The following is a 15,744-nucleotide window of genomic DNA, read 5'->3' on the forward strand; positions in this document are numbered from 1 at the left end:
ATATTGACAAAAAAGCTTTAAATTTATAGAATTTGAAGTTTTTTTAAATTCAAAAATAAGGATAAAAGTTGAAATTTGCATTTGCCTTTTTACTTTGTCTTGGCACCCTTTTTGCTAACCCAAACGAAGCCGAATTTGACGAATTCGAAAGCGAATTTGGCACTACGCAGGTTTTTGATCCGCTCTCAGGCTATAATCGCGTTATGACAAATGTAAATGACGCATTTTACGGCTATTTAGTAAGACCTTTGGCGATAGGCTATGATTTTGTAATGCCAGATCCCATTCAAGGCGCATTTAGCGATTTTTTTGACAATCTTATGTATCCGATGAGATTAGTAAATAACCTTTTACAGGGCAAATTTGCAAATTCTTGGGATGAGACAAAACGATTTTTGATAAATACAACCATAGGTTTTGCCGGACTTAGTGATGCTGCTACAAAGCATTTTAATATCCCAAAACACGATGAAGACTTCGGTCAAACACTTGGTTTTTGGGGAATTCCTGCCGGTCCTCATATAGTTTGGCCAATTTTAGGACCTAGCAACCTAAGAGACACATTTGGTCTAGTTGGGGATTATTTTACAAATCCTGTTAATTATATCCACGACGACGGCACGGCTCTTGGGCTAAATGTATTTAATAAATTTAACGAATTTTCACTAGATCCTGATCAATACGAAAATATCAAAAAAGGCGTTGTTGATCTTTATCCGTTTTTGCGCGATTCTTACGAGCAAAGACGAAATTACCTAATAAAGGAGTAAAAAATGAAAATTTTAAAAATTATCCTAGCAATTTTTTGCCTAAACGCTTTTGCTTTTGCGATCGATAAAAGTGAGATTAAGCCTGTTATGAGCGACAAAGTTGCAAACGCTGTTTCGATTTTAAAAGATAGTGCAATCTCAAAAGAAAACAAGCCAAAGCAAATTTTTGCCCTTTTTGACTCGCTTTTTGATTACAAAACTATGGCAAAACTTTCGCTTTCAAAGCATTATAAGAGCCTAACGCCGGAGCAAGTGGCTAAATTTAACGAAGCTTACGAAGCACACCTAAAACAAACTTTTATCGACAAACTTGCCCTTTACACAAACCAAGAGATGAAAGTCATAAACGCAACAGAGCCAAATGAAAAAAGGGTTTATCTAAAAACCGAAATCATCGGCGAAGATAAAAACTATCCGATTGATTTTAAATTTTTTCCAAGCGAAAACGACTGGCGTATTTACGATGTCGATATTTTGGGGATTAGCTTAGTGCAAACTTACCGCTCGCAGTTTGGCGATGTCGTCGAAAATGTAAGTTTTGACGAGCTTTTAAAAAGACTAAGCCAAACAAATTTGCCAGATAGCAAATGAGCCAAATTTTTAGAATTTTAGTCAATTTTCCCAAAGCCGTATTAGCGATTTTTACGGCTTTGACACTCTTTTTTGCATATTATTCAACCAAACTTGAAATAGATGCTTCAAGCCAAACTTTGCTTTTAGAGCATGACATAGATTTAGAAATTTGGCGTGAAGTTTCAAAACGCTACGAAAGCCCGAATTTTTTGGTTATTGCTTACACTCCAAACGGCGATTTGCTAAGCCAAAATTCGTTAAATAAAATCCGTGCAATCTCAAATGAAATTCGCAAATTTGACTTTGTTGATAGTGTCTTAGATATTACGAGCGTTCCGCTTTTGCAAAATAAAGAAAATCAGCAAATTTCAGATCTCATATCGCATATTCCGACCCTTGATGATAATGATACCGACATTAAAATGGCAAGGCGTGAGTTTGAAACTAGCCCGTTGTATGCTTCAAATTTGGTTAGCAGTGATCTTAAAACCACAGCCATAATGATAAATTTAAAGCCAAATTTAAAATATGACGAATTTTTACAAAAAAAAGAAATACTATCCAAAAAAGAGCTAAATTCCACAATCACAAATGACGAAAAAATCGAGCTGGTAGAGCTAAATAAGGAATTTAAAATTTACCGCGACGCCAATCGCATAAAAGAACACGACGACCTAGCGCAAATTCGTGCCGTCGTCGCAAAATATAAAAACGACGGCTTAAAAGAGAGCCTATTTTTGGGCGGTATGAACCTAATTGCTGATGATATGATGAATTTTGTGCGAAACGACATTGGCACTTACGGCGTTTTGAGCTGTTTGCTTTTGCTTTTTTGTTTTTGGCTCTTTTTCCGTCAGCTCAAATTCGTCCTAATCGCCCTTGTGATATGCGTTTATAGCGCACTTTTGGCTAGTGGCTTGTTTGGATTTTTGGGATTTGAAGTTACGGTTATTAGCTCAAATTATATCGCACTTCAACTCATCATCACGGTTTCAGTTTGCATACATTTAATCGTATCTTATAGAGAATATTTAAGCAAATTTCCAAATTTCACGCAAAATCAGCTTGTTTATGCGGTTTTAAAAGATCGCGCAAAACCATGCTTTTTCGCCATTTTCACGACCATTGTCGGATTTTTCTCGCTGATTTTATGCGACATTAAGCCTGTCATTTCGCTTGGTATTATGATGAGTGTTGGCATTGCTATCTCGCTGATTACGGCATTTGTCCTGTTTTCTTCCATCATTTTGCTGACTAAAAAAACGCCGATTGAGCGTAAATTTGAAGAGCATTTTAAATTTACCGAATTTTGCGCGAATTTAGCCATAAATCACAGAAAGGCTATCTACGCCGTTTGCGTTACTAGCGTTTGTGTTGGATTATTTGGCATTTCAAAGCTAAAAGTCGAAAACAGCTTCATCGGATACTTTAAAGAAAGCACCGAAATTTACGGCGGTATGGCGGTAATCGATAAAGAGCTTGGCGGCACGGTTCCGCTTGATGTCGTTATTAAATTTGGCAATAATTCAGCACAAAATTCGCAAATTTCGCAAAGCGGAGATGATGAATTTGACGAATTTGAAGCTGAGTTTGCCGAAAATCAAAACAAAGCCCAGTATTGGTTTAGTAGCGATAAAATGCGAATCATCAACAAAACGCACGATTTTTTAAAAGAGCAAGAATTTATCGGAAATGTGGGTTCGCTTTCGACTTTGCTAAAAATCGGCAAAAATTTAAATGACGGCAAAGAGCTTGATGATTTTATGCTTGCCGTTATGTATAACGAACTGCCTGAAAACTACCGAAAAATGGTACTTAGCCCATATATCAACATAGAAGCAAACGAAGCGCATTTTGCCGTTAGGACAATCGATAGCGACAAAAATTTACGCAGAAATGAGTTTTTAAAAAATCTTAACGCAAATTTGCAAAATTTACTCGCAAACGACGGCGTAAGTGTGCAGGTCAGTGGCGTAATGGTGCTTTATAATAATATGCTTCAAAGCCTTGTAAGCTCGCAGTTTGGCACACTTAGTTTCACGCTTTTGGTGCTATTTGCGATATTTATAGTGATTTTTAGAAGCCTTAAATTTGCGCTTATGGCGATAGTTGTAAATTTAATCCCGTTGTCGCTTGGTTTTGGCATTATGGGGCTGCTTGGAATTCCGCTTGATATTATGAGTATCACGATTGCCGCTATTAGCATAGGAATGGGCGTTGATAACTCTATCCACTACATTCATCGCTACAAACAAGAAATCGCTTCAAATTCGGCGCAAAATGCCGTGCTAAATAGCCACAAAAGTATCGGTTATGCTATGTATTACACTTCATTTGCCGTTATTTTGGGATTTAGCGTTATGTCTATTAGCAACTTTTGGCCGACGATTTATTTTGGGCTTTTGATTGATTTGGTTATGGCGTTGTTGCTGCTTGGGGCGCTGATAATACTACCGTCGCTAATCTTAACCTTTGGTAAAAAGGGTTTGGCGAATTGAAATGAGCCTAGCTTTTGCGTGATTTTGTAAATTTCTCACTCGATAGGCATACCAGCCTTATCTCGTTCGAAATTTACTGCAAAACACGCAAAATCGTCGGCATAAATTTATCAAATTTTCATTGAATTATTTTGTATCCATTGTCATTGCGAGAAAACGAAGTTTTCGAAGCAATCGCCAATGTTTAAATTTACAAAACAACTCAATTCAAAAATTTGCGTTAGCAAATTTTTCATAAAATCAAATTTAAAAAAGCGAAAGCTTTTTTAAATTTGCCACTCCTAGCGTGCAGGGTTTGGGGGTTGTTAAGGGGGAAAGGGGCGCTTCGCAAGTCAGCCCCTTTCCCCCTTAAAAAGCAACTTTCAAAATAACTAAATTTAAAAAAATAATAACAATACCAAATTTGATTGAATTTTTAAATTTGCAAATTCACAAATTTTAGGCAACTTTTCCGTCATACCCAATATTTTTCTCAAATTCGCTAAGTCGCATATAAATGGAGCGAAGTTCTGTTATCGTCGTCCAGTTATTTGTAAAAACGCTGAAACTTTGGCGGACTTGGTTAAATGCGTTGCTAACTTGGATTAGTACCCCAAAAGTGATAAGCTTCATAAAAAGCCCCGGACCCATGATGAGATACGGCACGATGACAAGCACTTGCGAGTAAGTATGAAGCCAAGTATCAAAATACAAATAGTGCAAAAATAGCTTATGATAGTTGTGTTTTAGCTTGTCAAAAAGTGTCTGAATTTTCTCTTCGCCGCCGTAGTTTTGCTTATCTTCTTCGGCGAAAACAAGCTCTTTTCTAAATGCCGCTTCGACCTTTTGGTTGTTGTATTCAAGGCGTGGCAAATACCAGCCAACCAGCCACGAAATGGCTAACCCGCCCACGCTGACCACCAAAGCAACCCAAACAAGCGAACCCGGAATATCTTTGATATAAGGTATATTTACACCTGAGCTTAGCCCCCATAAAATGGGGATAAACGCAAACAGCGTCATAAACGCATAGATGATTTTCACGCCGATTTCTTCAAGCGTCCTTGTGAAACGATAAATATCTTCTTGAATCCGTTGTGAGCTACCCTCGATGTCATGCTTGACCTTTCGCCAGTGCGTGATATAGGTAAATGTCATCGCTTCACGCCACTTAAAAACCCAAACTCTGGTTAGATAGCGTTCGATGACAATCGCCACGATAAACGGCAAGGCAATCTGCAAAAAGACAAGCATTTGCTCGTAAAAATCGTCGATTGTGTGCTTGTCGATCTCACCGCCCATATCGTAAAATGTGCGATACCACTCGTTGAGTTTGACATTTAGCGTAGTTTGATAATAATTTAGCAAAATAATGCAAATAAGCCCTGCGTAAGCTAAAAACCGCCACTTTTTGCTTTTGAAAAATGAAGCAAACATTTTTTACCTTTGTAAATTTATAAAAGCGAGATTTTAGCAAATTTGATATTAAAGTGCAATTTAAAGCAAAATCAAGCAAATTTGAGAATTTGATTTGAATTTAATATTAAAAAATGTAAAAAAATCAACTTAAAAATTTATTATTTTTAATCCCTTAATTATCTATTATTGTGGCAATGATACCAGCTCTACGATACTTCCGCATTGTCTAGCTCGATTTGAGCAACTGTTTCTCTACTTATTATGTCTCCTTTGTTTGGTTAAATAGCTAAAAAGCTCTTTTTAACCGAATTTAAATTAATATGTTTCTTATCAGAAAAATATTTTTGTAATTCTAAATAGTCTTGGTGTTTAATAATATAAAGCATGTGAAATTTACCACGCATATCGTTCCACTCAAAAGAACCTGCTTGGCTAAATGCAGAAGCCAAAACTTCATAATGATAAATTGTAATAGCTGGAAATAATGAAAACTCTTTTAAATTTCCACCTAAGACCAAATGAAAAATAAATTTAAATAAAAAATTTAAACAAAAACAAATAATATGATATGCTATAAAAAACCAAAATATTTTCGCACCCATAATTTCACCCAATATAACTCCAAAAATAATTATTAAATGCATGATAATAGTGGCAATTGGTGCATAAACTCTAAGATTAAATGTTCTTTCAAATGGTATTAATTCACTTAATTTTTTTACTCTTTTAACTTCCCCATTTACTATAAATTCAATCGTTTTATTTGTAAATTTGGTTTCACATTTATTTTTAATAATGTAGTAATAAAAAGTAGCTACAATATGCAAAGTCCAAAATCCACAAAAAAGCCATATATAGATATTTTTGATTTCAAAAAATTGCATATAACCTGCATAATTTGCATAAATTCCTAAAATAAAAAATGTTCCAGTATGCGAAAAAAAGAACAAATTTGCAAGAAAAAATTCATAAGGATTTTTGATTATTATCGGCTCTTTGTCGTAATCTCTTTGACTTAAATTTTCATTTGAATTTTTATTTCTTACATTTTTATTCCAGTTTTCAAAGTTTTCCAAAAATTTATTCCTTTTATGTTTAATTTCTTGTCATTGCCAGACCACAAAGTGGTCGAAGCAATGACAAATTAAGCAAATTTACAATGACAAATTCTAGCAAATTCATTTCGTATCGCCAAAAGCGATACGAAGTGATGAAAATTTAATTTTTCGGATTTAAAATCGCTGTGAAAAAATTGCCCGTATCAACTAGGCTCAAAATCGCCTTTATATCGTCATTTGTGATAGAATTTATGCTTTTTTCATATTTGCTCTCATTGTAAATCGGGAAGCCCCAAAGTCCGTATCCGCTTAAATTCGCTATCCAAAATGGCGCATTTTGTGCGTTTCGCTTGATAGAGAGAATTTTTGCCTTTTTTGCGTTTTCTAAAACACTCTCTTTTACGCCGTCTTTTTTAATGCTATCTAAAATCTCTCTAAGTTCGCTAACTACGAGCTTTGCGTCATCTTTTTTACACGAAAAATTTATGCTTAAATGTGCGTTTTGATACGGCTCATTTTCAAACTCGCCACCCACGCTAGCTGAGTAAATTTGCCCTTTTTCTTCTCTGATTTTTTCCAAAATTTCAGCCCTTATGACATCTTTTAGAATATTAAATTTTCGCACATTTTCCACGCTAAATTCGGTGATTTCGTCATTTTGGATAATCACGCTAACTTCGCTTTTATCGCTATCGCCGTAGTCTTTTTCTATTCCAAAAACGCCTTTTTTAGCCCTTAGTCCGTCATCTTTGGCTATGCTTTGCGTTTTTTCGCCTTTTAAATTTGCCACATAAATTCCTAGCAAATCCTTTGTTTTAGGAATTTCCAAGTCCCCTGAAATCACAAATAAAAACTCTCCTGCGTTTTTAAAACTCTCATCTGCGATTTTTTGCAAGTCGCTTAAATTAGCCCCGTCAAGGTCGCTAATTTCAAGTGGCATCGCCCTTTCGTTTCCGTTATAAAAATTTTCTAAAATCTCTTTTGAAAAGCGGTAACCGCTCGTTTCGTTGCGTTTAGCTATGTCGGTTTTGGCTCTTTGTTTATAAAGTTCGAATTCGCTCTCGTGCAGTTTTGGATTGTTAAATTTGATAAAAAATTCTTGCAATAAATTCTCAAAATTATCGCTTGAAGAATTCCCGCTAAAAGTGGTTTGCGTATCGTTTATACCGACTTTTAGCGAATAAGTAAATCCGCTTGTAAGCTTTGCGCTTTCATATTTGCCAAAATCCCCGATAGTGCCTGAATTTAGCACGGCTAGGGCAATCCCTGCTTGTTGTTTGCTAGAAAAATTTGTCTTTCCGCCCTTTTTAACGGCTAAAAAATTTATCTGATTTTTTATCGTTTTAATGTCCTTTAAAATCGCCCTTGCGCCGTTTTCAAACTCCAAAATATAAATTTCGTTTTCTTTGTCAAATTCGTCCTTGCTAGGTGCGATTTTTGCAGGAATTTCGCTTAGCAAAACACTTTGCATAGCCAAATCTTTGCTAAAATCATAAGGCGTTGCATTTTCGTAAATTTTATCAATCTCGCTTTGCGTGATTTTTAATGGCTCAGGTGTGATGAATTCGACGAATTTATCGCCGTTTGTAATAGTTTTAAAATGCTCGTTAATCTCTTTAAGGGTGATAGAATTTAGCAAATTTTCGCCAAGTTCGAATTTATCCTTTTTGCTAAGTTTAATCGTGTCTTCATAGATAAAATTCAAAATTCCATAAACGCCCTGCACCTGCGTATCCGAACGCTGGAATTCGCTTAAATTTTGTTTTAAAAATTCTTTTTTTACACTTTCAAAATCATCTTTGCTAAAACCAAACTCTCTTACACCTTTAATCGCCGAAAATAGGCTACCCAGCGTTGCGTTTGTGTCATTATCGATGATATTTGCCGAAAATGAGTTTAGCACCCTTTGCCTAAACAAATCGCCTGAGCTAAAATTGCCTTTTATAGGGCTTTTAAGCGTGATATTTAACTTATCGTAGCTCACCGATAAAAGTGTGGAAATGTAGCGTTTTAGATAGGCCTTGCGAAGTGCAGATAGCGAATTTAACGGCTCGTATGTATCAGCAAACATAATATTTATCAAATTTGCCCCGCTTTCCTTTTCGACCAAATTTGCAAAACCGCCCTTAAACGGCGTTAGCGTTTTATCGGCTCGTATCGGTTCGTCCGCGTTTTTTAAATCGCTAAAATACTCTTTTATCAAATTTTGGGTCTTTGCTTCGTCTATGTCGCCCACGACAACCACGCTCATAAATTTTGGCTGATACATACGCTTGTAAAATCCCAAAAGCGTAGCACGATCTGCATTTGCGATGATTTCGTTTTTGCCTATCGGGAAGCGTTTTGCATAGATACTGCCCGGATAAATATACTCAGCCCTTTTTTCATAAAGCCTAGTGCCGACATCTCGTTTGGCTTCTTCGAGAATCACACCGCTTTCTTTTTTTATCTCTTCTTCGTCAAATTTTAAGCCCCCAGCCCAATCTTTAAGCACCAAAAAAACGCTTTTTAAATTCTCGTCATTTACGCTGATTTGGACATTGTAGGTCGTGCTTTCAAAACTTGTCATCGCATTTAAATCAGCTCCAAATTTAACGCCCAAGCTTTCTAGTTTTCGGATTAATTCGTTTTTGCTAAAATGTTCGCTTCCGTTAAATGCCATGTGCTCGACAAAGTGCGCTAAACCTTGCTCGTTTTCGTTTTCGTCGATACTGCCTGCTTTTATGCAGAGATAAAAATATGCCGAATTTTTTGGATTGTCATTAGCTAAAATGTAGTATTTTAGGCCATTTTCAAGGCTTCCTGTTTTAATGTCGCTATCTAAATTTAGTGCTTCATTTTCGCTAGTTTTTCGTAAATTTTCATCGCTTTTAACTTGCGAATTCGCATTTTGCGTTATTTCTTGCTTTTGCAAATCTGGCGTTTGCCCGTTTTTTGTGGAATTTTCACTATCTTTACAACCACCAAAAAACAGACAAATCGCTAAAATAAAAATAATTTTTTTCATACCCACCGCTTTGTTTTAAAATTTAAATCCATTTTTCTCTTTCGCCACTATCGTCGGTTTCGTTGCCGATTTCTTCGTGGCGTTTGTAATAAAATTTTACAAATTCTCGCACTTTTTCATCTTTTGGAAAATAATATCCGTTTTCCATAATGGTAAATTCGCTCAAAAACTTCTTAGCATCGACTTTATAAGCATAAATTTTCGCTAGTTTTTCATAATTGCTAATACATTTTTTCTTAAAATTTTCATAACTTTCTTTGCTAAAATTTAAAAGCAATTTTCCTTCTAAAAAGTTTAAAACACCACTATCAAAAAGAACACTTAGATGGATTAAACTCTCGCAATAATACGCCTTGACATCATCGACCCTTTGCCAAGCAATCAAACTCACACTTCGGCGAATAAGCTCGTCTAAAACTGCCATTTTTAGGCTATCTTCTTCGTGCAAAAAGAAATTCATAAGTCCGCCCGTGGTGGCTTTGTATTCTTCTATATATTTAAAAACTCCGCTTTTATTCATCAAATTTTCGGTATCTTCATCGATGAAAAATATATGTCCAAATTCATGCCCGATAGTCGAAATTTCATAAACTCTACGCCAAATTTCAGGATGTTTAAACAAAATCGCCCTACCAAAATTTAGATAAGTCTTATCGAAAATTTCGCTAGTTAGCTTCATAAACGGTCTTGCTTTTGCATTTTCATAAACAAAATCCACAAACGCAAAGATTTTTTTACCGCAGTTTGAGCTTACAAATTCGTCATTTGGCACGACTTGGGCTGAAAAAAGTCCGTTTAAATCAGCCCCATAGTAAATCATCGGAGTTGAGATATAAAGTTGCGTTTTATCTATGTTTGAATTCACCAAAGAGTGCATTATTTGGTTGTTTGCTTCAATTTTTTTGTAAATTTTATCAAATGTCTCTTTGGTTTGGGCTTTAAATTTATCCCCGTCAAATTTAGACGCCCTTGCAAGGCGAATGTCCCACTCCAACGCCACTGCGTGCGTGTAAATATCTTCGTAATATTCAAGCGGATGTCCTATTTGAATCGGAGTTTTTATATCCATCCACGCTATTTCTGCATCTCGCCATGCACCGATAACCTTGTCATTATCGGTTTGCAAAAATGCTTCTTTTAATTTTACCAAGTAAGTTATGTAGGCTCTATGTTCTGCGCAATTTTCTAACTCGCTAAGCTTAGCTAAAACTATTTCAAATGCGTGTTCTATACGCAAAACTTGGCTTTTAAATGCAACCGCATACGGCACAAATCTATATCTTCCTTCATTTTCTACAACTGCACCATAAGAACGGTCGCAAATCTCATCTCTTGGGGTTTTTTGATAGAGTCTATTTTCAGAAATAAATTTTTTTGCGTCGCTAAAATTTGAAAACTTAGCAGCAATTCTTTTATTTGTCGTATCGATTATCCTTTTTTGCCAGTCTTTTTGAAATTCATTGATGATTAGACCGATTTTATGAACCCCGATGATAAGTTGAAAATAAAATTCTTCTAAAATTTTTGCTTTACCGATTTTATTTATAAGTTCTCTGTGCAAATCTTCGTGGATCATGCGCGTAAAATCATACATCTCTTCGCGCAACTTTTCGCACTTTGTTTTACTAAATCTAAGTTTTTTAAATTCGCTCATTAAAGGATCTACTTTTAAATCAACAATGCGTCTTAAAATAGCGACTTTTTGCGATTTTCTCCCGCTAAATCCGCAAATTTTCAAGCCTTTTTTAACAAAATCGTTATCCAGGTCCTTATAAAGCGCATTGAGCACAGCCTTGCTCTCTTCGACTAACAAATTTAACTTTTCGTAATCGTTCATTGCAAATCCTTTTGCGTAATTTTAGCAAATTTTTAGTTAAGAGTTTTTTAGTAATTTTCATTTAATATTATTTTGATACAATGTCGCAAAAATTTATAAATATAAAGGAAAAACATGCAAGATATAGGTGAAGCAGTTATTAAAATCATCGCTATGCCCTCAGATACAAATCCGGCAGGAAATATTTTTGGTGGTTGGATTTTATCTCAAATAGACTTGGCAGGAAGCGTTGCAGCAAAAGAATTTGCACCTGAACGAGTGGTTACGATTTCTATGAAGGAAGTCGTTTTTAAACAGCCTGTTTTTATAGGCGATTTGGTTGTTTGCCATGCAAAAATTATCAAAGTAGGAACAACTTCGATAACAGTTATCGTAAATGTAACAGCTGAGAGATATTGCAAAGAAAGCCACGCTAGAATTTGTCAGCATGTAACAAGTGCCGAAGTTACCTATGTAGCGGTTGATTCGCTAGGAAATAAAATCGTAATTGACCCTGATTTAAAACGATCTAGGGGATTTTAAAAATCTCATCGCAAATTTGGATAAATTTTCAAATTTGCGACTTTTTTTCTAACGCAAAATAATCAAAATGAGTAAAAAAGAAATCTTTAAAAGCACCGTTCCTGTAATGCTTGGGTATATTCCGCTTGGATTTGCATTTGGCATTTACGGCGCTAGTAGCGGTGTTCCTGCGTGGGTTTTAGTCATTGCTTGTTTTATGCTTTATGCAGGAAGTGGTCAGTTTGTCTTGGTAGCTTTTATAGTCGCAAAAGCCACGCTTATCGAAGTTTTCTTAATCTCATTTTTACTAAATTTTAGACATTTTTTCTACACGATGACCTTGCTAGATGATATAAAACGCCTAAAAAATCGCATTTATTTTATCTATGCTTTAACGGATGAAACCTTTGCTCTGCTAGTTTCTCGCAAAAAAACCCAAAACGAAAATACGAATTTGGTTTTTAATCTAACTGCACTTTTAGATCAAAGCTACTGGGTAATCGGCGTAACGCTCGGAGCGATTTTTGGAAATATTTTGCCTGTGAAATTTGACGGCGTTGAATTTAGCCTTGTGGCACTTTTTGCGATACTAACTTACGAGCTTTTCAAAGCAAATCCAAACCACAAAGTGCTATCTCTTGGATTTGCAATTGCATTTATCGGACTTTTTGCATTTCCAAGTCAATACTTTTTATTTGGCTCACTTATCTTAGCAACTGCGATTTTAGCGGTATTTAGGCGGTATTTATGAGCGAATATTTTCCTTATTTGATTGTCGCAGGAGTTGCTACTATGCTAACGCGATTTTTGCCGTATTGGATCTTTAAACGCAAAAGCGAAAACCGCACCCTAGCGCATTTGCAAAGACATAGCGGTTTGATTATTATGGCGATTTTGACGATTTATGGCTTAAAATCAATTGGATTTAATCTAAATTTAAATGGCGCCATTATGGCATTTTGTTTGGCTTTAACTTTTATTTTACATAAAATTTGGCACAATTTTTTGCTAAGTATCACGATACCGACGATTTTATATATGATTTTACTTCGAATTTTGTGAGATTTCAAATGCAAATTTGAAATCTCTTTACTCAGTTTCTTTTCTAAATTCTTCGTAAAATTCGCTTTCTAATCTGTGATTTGTTTTAACAAGCTTGGCTGATTCGTGGATTATTTTTGGAAAACAAGCAGTGCAAATATGCACGGTTTCGCCGCCTTTGTGCGCCTTGATAAAGACTGCTTCTTTGTCCTTGCTACTTTCGATACTACAAACATTGCAAATATAAACATTTCCGCGTTTCATTTTAAATCCTTTCATTTAAAATTTGAAAATTTTAACAAATTTACTATTTAATTTCATTAAATTTCTTTTTTACGCCCAATTTTTGCTCATTTTGATATAAAATATGACTTAAAAAAATCACAAAGAAAAGTTGCAAAAATAGTCCCACTAAGGGAATTAAACAAAGCAGATAAAACAAAGAACAGCTTAGCATAAATTTATATCCGCCGCCTTTTTTGTAAATTTTTTCAAATCGCTCTTTATTTAGCGAGTTTGACGCCACATCGATGAGTAAAAATTTGTAAAAAAGGTAAAAAAACGGCACATTTATGACAAATAAATTCAAAATCGGCACAAAGTAAAAAACCAAGCAAATAAGGAAAATAGCGATAAATTTTAAAAGTGAAGTAGCCATTAATTTTACTACTTTTAAAAAACTTACTTCGTTTTGCCTTTCGAGACCATAATGGCGCAAATTTATCTCTTTTGTTACCACGGGCGTTAAAAATCCTGCGATAATAACGGCGATGATAACCGAAAAAATCAGCACCAAAAAGGTTCCTGCTATGTAAAAAAACGCTCCGATTATCCATTTTGTAATGCTATAATTTAAAATTTTTGAGATTATCGGATAGTTTTGAAGTAGCGTAAAATCACCGTTTGCAATGGCTATTTGTAAATTCTCAAAGCCCTCTTTTCCACCAAAAAATGCTAAAACCCCAAGCACCAAAACAGCGCCCAAAAGCGGTAAAAGCGAAAGTAAAATAAATTTTTTAGTTAAAAAATCTTTTATGGAAATATCAAAAATTTTACCCATCAAATTTCCTAAAATTTACTAAATTTCTTTTAAAAATTTACACTCAAAATTTGCTAAATTTTGCAAATTTATTTTGCTTCGTTATATTTTTTTTGAAGCTCATTATAAATTTCATCAACGCCACAAATTCCCTTTTTTAAAATCTCGCCAAGAGCGACATTATCTTCCACACCGTTCCACGATTTTTTGTAAGTTCCTTCCTTGTAGCCGTTGTCTTGGCGGAATTTATTTAGCACATTTTTTCCGATATAAACTTCGAACAAAATGTCTAAATTTACGCCACATTTAAGCGCAACTCTAAAATAATTTGTCAAAAGCTCATAAATATCGATACTAAATCCGCTTGTTTGGTGGATTAGAATTTCAATATCATTTATAATTTCATAGATATTGTAATCATTTATGTTGTATGCGTGAGAGATGAAATCCCCGTATCCGCTTATCATCGTTATGTCGCTGACGATTTCATCGATACTGCGATTTTTATGGCTTTTTTCCAAAACCAAACTCATCACAAAGTGCCAAATATCGACGATTTCGATAACGACATTGTGTGTATCGATTGGTGCAGCAATATTTTTCCAATGTTTCCACGCAAAGCTGTCGATCAACTCAGCGCACTCCATATAAATGCACCTTTTCCAGCTGATAAGTTTGCCATTTTTTGTGTATCCATCTTCCCAGCCAAGGCCGTTAGTTTCGTCATTTAGGCGTTGTTGCATTAAAAACATTTCTTTTATTTTTGCTAAATTTTGCATTTTTTATTCCTTTTTTTAAAAACTAAGATTATAATAAAATTTTTTAAATATTTAAAATCAAAGAGCTAAAAATGAGTGAAAAATTTGATAAATTTTTAAAACAAAAACATCTTTTAAGCCTAGCCGTAATGCACGAAAATGCCCCGTATGCGTGTAGTTGCTTTTATGCTTATGACGAGAATTTAAAAATTTTTGTCATTGCGTGCGATGAAGATACTACGCATATAAAGGCGATTTTGGCGAATTCTAGCGTAAGCGGAACGATTGCTCTTGATACAAAAATCATCGGCAAAATCAAAGGTGTGCAGTTTTTAGGAAATATGAGAAAAGCAAATTCAAACGAAAGCAAGATTTATTTTAGCAAATTTCCGTTTGCAAAGGCGATAAATCCACTACTTTGGACGATAGAAATATGTTGGATAAAATTTACCGATAATACTCTTGGTTTTGGCAAAAAAATCGTTTGGAAAAGAAGTTGAATTCAGCCTAGCTTTTTTTGCAAAGCAACCGGCATACGCAATTTAAACAGAGCTAAATTCGGAAAAATCTTGGCATTTTAGTTTAAATTGCTATCAAATTTTGCAAATTTACAAAAGCGATAAATCAAGCTTTATATCATCGTTTTTAATCACGCAAATTCCGCGATTTAAAATGTTTTTGGCGATAAGCTTTGCTTCGTCTAAGCTGTGCATTTTGTACGTTCCGCATTGATACGGATTTAACTCAGGAATTTGGCTTTGCGAAGCGACATTTAAAATATCTTTCATAGAAGCCTTCCACGCCGAAATAACCGAGCTTTCGCTAGGATTTCCAAGCAAACTCATATAAAAGCCCGTCCTGCAACCCATAGGCGAAATGTCGATTATTTCGACTTCGCTAGAATTTAGATGTTCTCGCATAAATCCTGCAAACAAATGTTCAAGCGTGTGAATTCCCTTTTCGCCTAAAATTTCGTAGTTCGGTCTGCAAAAACGCAAATCAAAAACGCTGATAATGTCGCCTTTTTTGCTTTTCATCGTTTTTGCTAGGCGAACGCCGGGAGCTTGCATTTTAGTGTGATCGACTTTGAAGCTATCAAGTAACGGCATTTTAAATCCTTTTGTAAATTTTTGTGGTATTTTACAGAAAAATTTTTAAATTTTAGGATAAATTTTTAAAAAAATTAATCAGAAAATTCGGCATAGTCATCGCAAATTTGCGTGGCTAAATTTAAAAAAACCAAATTTGCAAATTCACAAATTTG

Annotated in this window: 15 protein-coding genes; 7 read left to right on the forward strand and 8 right to left on the reverse strand. The window is 35.0% G+C overall.

What is annotated here, in order from left to right; all coding sequences use genetic code 11:
* Positions 1 to 68 precede the first annotated feature (68 nt).
* The 3 genes from PF026_RS05985 to PF026_RS05995 are packed head-to-tail and all read left to right on the forward strand — an operon-like array spanning position 69 to position 3,841.
* Entirely contained in the window at positions 69 to 770 is a 702-nt protein-coding gene (locus PF026_RS05985) for an MlaA family lipoprotein (protein ID WP_270863605.1), read from the forward strand.
* Positions 771 to 773: 3 nt separating this feature from the next.
* A complete protein-coding gene (locus PF026_RS05990) occupies positions 774 to 1,361 on the forward strand; it encodes a Tgt2/MlaC family protein (RefSeq protein WP_270863606.1) in 588 nt (195 codons plus the stop codon).
* Positions 1,358 to 3,841 (forward strand): efflux RND transporter permease subunit, encoded by a 2,484-nt coding sequence (locus tag PF026_RS05995; protein ID WP_270863607.1) that lies wholly within the window; start codon positions 1,358 to 1,360, stop codon positions 3,839 to 3,841. The genes PF026_RS05990 and PF026_RS05995 overlap by 4 nt, the downstream gene beginning before the upstream one ends.
* A 438-nt stretch (positions 3,842 to 4,279) precedes the next feature.
* On the opposite strand, the gene PF026_RS06000 is transcribed toward PF026_RS05995, so the two are convergent.
* The 4 genes from PF026_RS06000 to ciaB all read right to left on the reverse strand — a co-directional run bounded on the left by PF026_RS06000 (position 4,280) and on the right by ciaB (position 11,141).
* Positions 4,280 to 5,257 carry a putative transporter gene (locus tag PF026_RS06000; protein WP_270877186.1) on the reverse strand — a complete coding sequence of 326 codons (978 nt, stop codon included), beginning with the start codon at positions 5,255 to 5,257 and terminating at the stop codon, positions 4,280 to 4,282.
* Between the two features lie 260 nt (positions 5,258 to 5,517).
* Positions 5,518 to 6,123, reverse strand: coding sequence for a hypothetical protein (locus PF026_RS06005; protein ID WP_270877187.1), 606 nt, complete (start codon positions 6,121 to 6,123; stop codon positions 5,518 to 5,520).
* A gap of 334 nt (positions 6,124 to 6,457) precedes the next feature.
* A complete protein-coding gene (locus tag PF026_RS06010; RefSeq protein ID WP_270863610.1) occupies positions 6,458 to 9,304 on the reverse strand; it encodes a M16 family metallopeptidase in 2,847 nt (948 codons plus the stop codon).
* A gap of 22 nt (positions 9,305 to 9,326) precedes the next feature.
* The gene (gene ciaB, locus PF026_RS06015; protein ID WP_270863611.1) at positions 9,327 to 11,141 is read right to left on the reverse strand and encodes an invasion protein CiaB; all 1,815 of its coding nucleotides are present in this window, start codon (positions 11,139 to 11,141) and stop codon (positions 9,327 to 9,329) included.
* Between the two features lie 114 nt (positions 11,142 to 11,255).
* Between ciaB and PF026_RS06020 the strand changes: the two genes are divergently transcribed.
* From PF026_RS06020 to PF026_RS06030, 3 genes are all read left to right on the forward strand, one after another.
* The gene (locus PF026_RS06020; RefSeq protein WP_270860539.1) at positions 11,256 to 11,663 is read left to right on the forward strand and encodes an acyl-CoA thioesterase; all 408 of its coding nucleotides are present in this window, start codon (positions 11,256 to 11,258) and stop codon (positions 11,661 to 11,663) included.
* Positions 11,664 to 11,730: 67 nt separating this feature from the next.
* Positions 11,731 to 12,393, forward strand: a complete 663-nt coding sequence (locus PF026_RS06025; RefSeq protein WP_270870408.1) for an AzlC family ABC transporter permease — start codon at positions 11,731 to 11,733, stop codon at positions 12,391 to 12,393.
* On the forward strand, positions 12,390 to 12,704 hold the full coding sequence (locus PF026_RS06030; RefSeq protein ID WP_270860537.1) for a branched-chain amino acid transporter permease: 315 nt from the start codon (positions 12,390 to 12,392) through the stop codon (positions 12,702 to 12,704). Before PF026_RS06025 ends, PF026_RS06030 begins: the two co-directional genes overlap by 4 nt.
* A 27-nt stretch (positions 12,705 to 12,731) precedes the next feature.
* On the opposite strand, the gene PF026_RS06035 is transcribed toward PF026_RS06030, so the two are convergent.
* The 3 genes from PF026_RS06035 to dut form a co-directional block, all read right to left on the reverse strand.
* A complete protein-coding gene (locus PF026_RS06035) occupies positions 12,732 to 12,947 on the reverse strand; it encodes a hypothetical protein (RefSeq protein WP_270860536.1) in 216 nt (71 codons plus the stop codon).
* A 43-nt stretch (positions 12,948 to 12,990) separates the two neighbouring features.
* Positions 12,991 to 13,743, reverse strand: coding sequence for an EI24 domain-containing protein (locus tag PF026_RS06040; protein ID WP_270863613.1), 753 nt, complete (start codon positions 13,741 to 13,743; stop codon positions 12,991 to 12,993).
* A 68-nt stretch (positions 13,744 to 13,811) separates the two neighbouring features.
* Positions 13,812 to 14,501, reverse strand: a complete 690-nt coding sequence (gene dut, locus PF026_RS06045) for a dUTPase (RefSeq protein WP_270863614.1) — start codon at positions 14,499 to 14,501, stop codon at positions 13,812 to 13,814.
* A 71-nt stretch (positions 14,502 to 14,572) separates the two neighbouring features.
* On the opposite strand from dut, the gene PF026_RS06050 reads away from it, so the two are divergent.
* The gene (locus PF026_RS06050) at positions 14,573 to 14,980 is read left to right on the forward strand and encodes a hypothetical protein (RefSeq protein ID WP_270863615.1); all 408 of its coding nucleotides are present in this window, start codon (positions 14,573 to 14,575) and stop codon (positions 14,978 to 14,980) included.
* Positions 14,981 to 15,088: 108 nt separating this feature from the next.
* On the opposite strand, the gene luxS is transcribed toward PF026_RS06050, so the two are convergent.
* Complete coding sequence (luxS, locus tag PF026_RS06055) at positions 15,089 to 15,589, reverse strand: S-ribosylhomocysteine lyase (protein WP_270863616.1); 501 nt, start codon at positions 15,587 to 15,589, stop codon at positions 15,089 to 15,091.
* Between the last annotated feature and the right edge of the window lie 155 nt (positions 15,590 to 15,744).

The organism is Campylobacter sp. CS_NA3 (genome assembly GCF_027797495.1).
In the GTDB taxonomy this organism is placed as follows: domain Bacteria; phylum Campylobacterota; class Campylobacteria; order Campylobacterales; family Campylobacteraceae; genus Campylobacter_B.

What these genes read in the sequence shown, in the direction of transcription:
- PF026_RS05990 (WP_270863606.1), top strand. Translation starts at nt 774, where the DNA reads ATGAAAATTTTAAAAATTATCCTAGCAATTTTTTGCCTAAACGCTTTT.
- PF026_RS05995 (WP_270863607.1), top strand. Translation starts at nt 1,358, where the DNA reads ATGAGCCAAATTTTTAGAATTTTAGTCAATTTTCCCAAAGCCGTATTA.
- PF026_RS06000 (WP_270877186.1), bottom strand. Translation starts at nt 5,257, where the DNA reads ATGTTTGCTTCATTTTTCAAAAGCAAAAAGTGGCGGTTTTTAGCTTAC.
- PF026_RS06005 (WP_270877187.1), bottom strand. Translation starts at nt 6,123, where the DNA reads ATGCAATTTTTTGAAATCAAAAATATCTATATATGGCTTTTTTGTGGA.
- PF026_RS06010 (WP_270863610.1), bottom strand. Translation starts at nt 9,304, where the DNA reads ATGAAAAAAATTATTTTTATTTTAGCGATTTGTCTGTTTTTTGGTGGT.
- ciaB (WP_270863611.1), bottom strand. Translation starts at nt 11,141, where the DNA reads ATGAACGATTACGAAAAGTTAAATTTGTTAGTCGAAGAGAGCAAGGCT.
- PF026_RS06020 (WP_270860539.1), top strand. Translation starts at nt 11,256, where the DNA reads ATGCAAGATATAGGTGAAGCAGTTATTAAAATCATCGCTATGCCCTCA.
- PF026_RS06025 (WP_270870408.1), top strand. Translation starts at nt 11,731, where the DNA reads ATGAGTAAAAAAGAAATCTTTAAAAGCACCGTTCCTGTAATGCTTGGG.
- PF026_RS06030 (WP_270860537.1), top strand. Translation starts at nt 12,390, where the DNA reads ATGAGCGAATATTTTCCTTATTTGATTGTCGCAGGAGTTGCTACTATG.
- PF026_RS06035 (WP_270860536.1), bottom strand. Translation starts at nt 12,947, where the DNA reads ATGAAACGCGGAAATGTTTATATTTGCAATGTTTGTAGTATCGAAAGT.
- PF026_RS06040 (WP_270863613.1), bottom strand. Translation starts at nt 13,743, where the DNA reads ATGGGTAAAATTTTTGATATTTCCATAAAAGATTTTTTAACTAAAAAA.
- dut (WP_270863614.1), bottom strand. Translation starts at nt 14,501, where the DNA reads ATGCAAAATTTAGCAAAAATAAAAGAAATGTTTTTAATGCAACAACGC.
- PF026_RS06050 (WP_270863615.1), top strand. Translation starts at nt 14,573, where the DNA reads ATGAGTGAAAAATTTGATAAATTTTTAAAACAAAAACATCTTTTAAGC.
- luxS (WP_270863616.1), bottom strand. Translation starts at nt 15,589, where the DNA reads ATGCCGTTACTTGATAGCTTCAAAGTCGATCACACTAAAATGCAAGCT.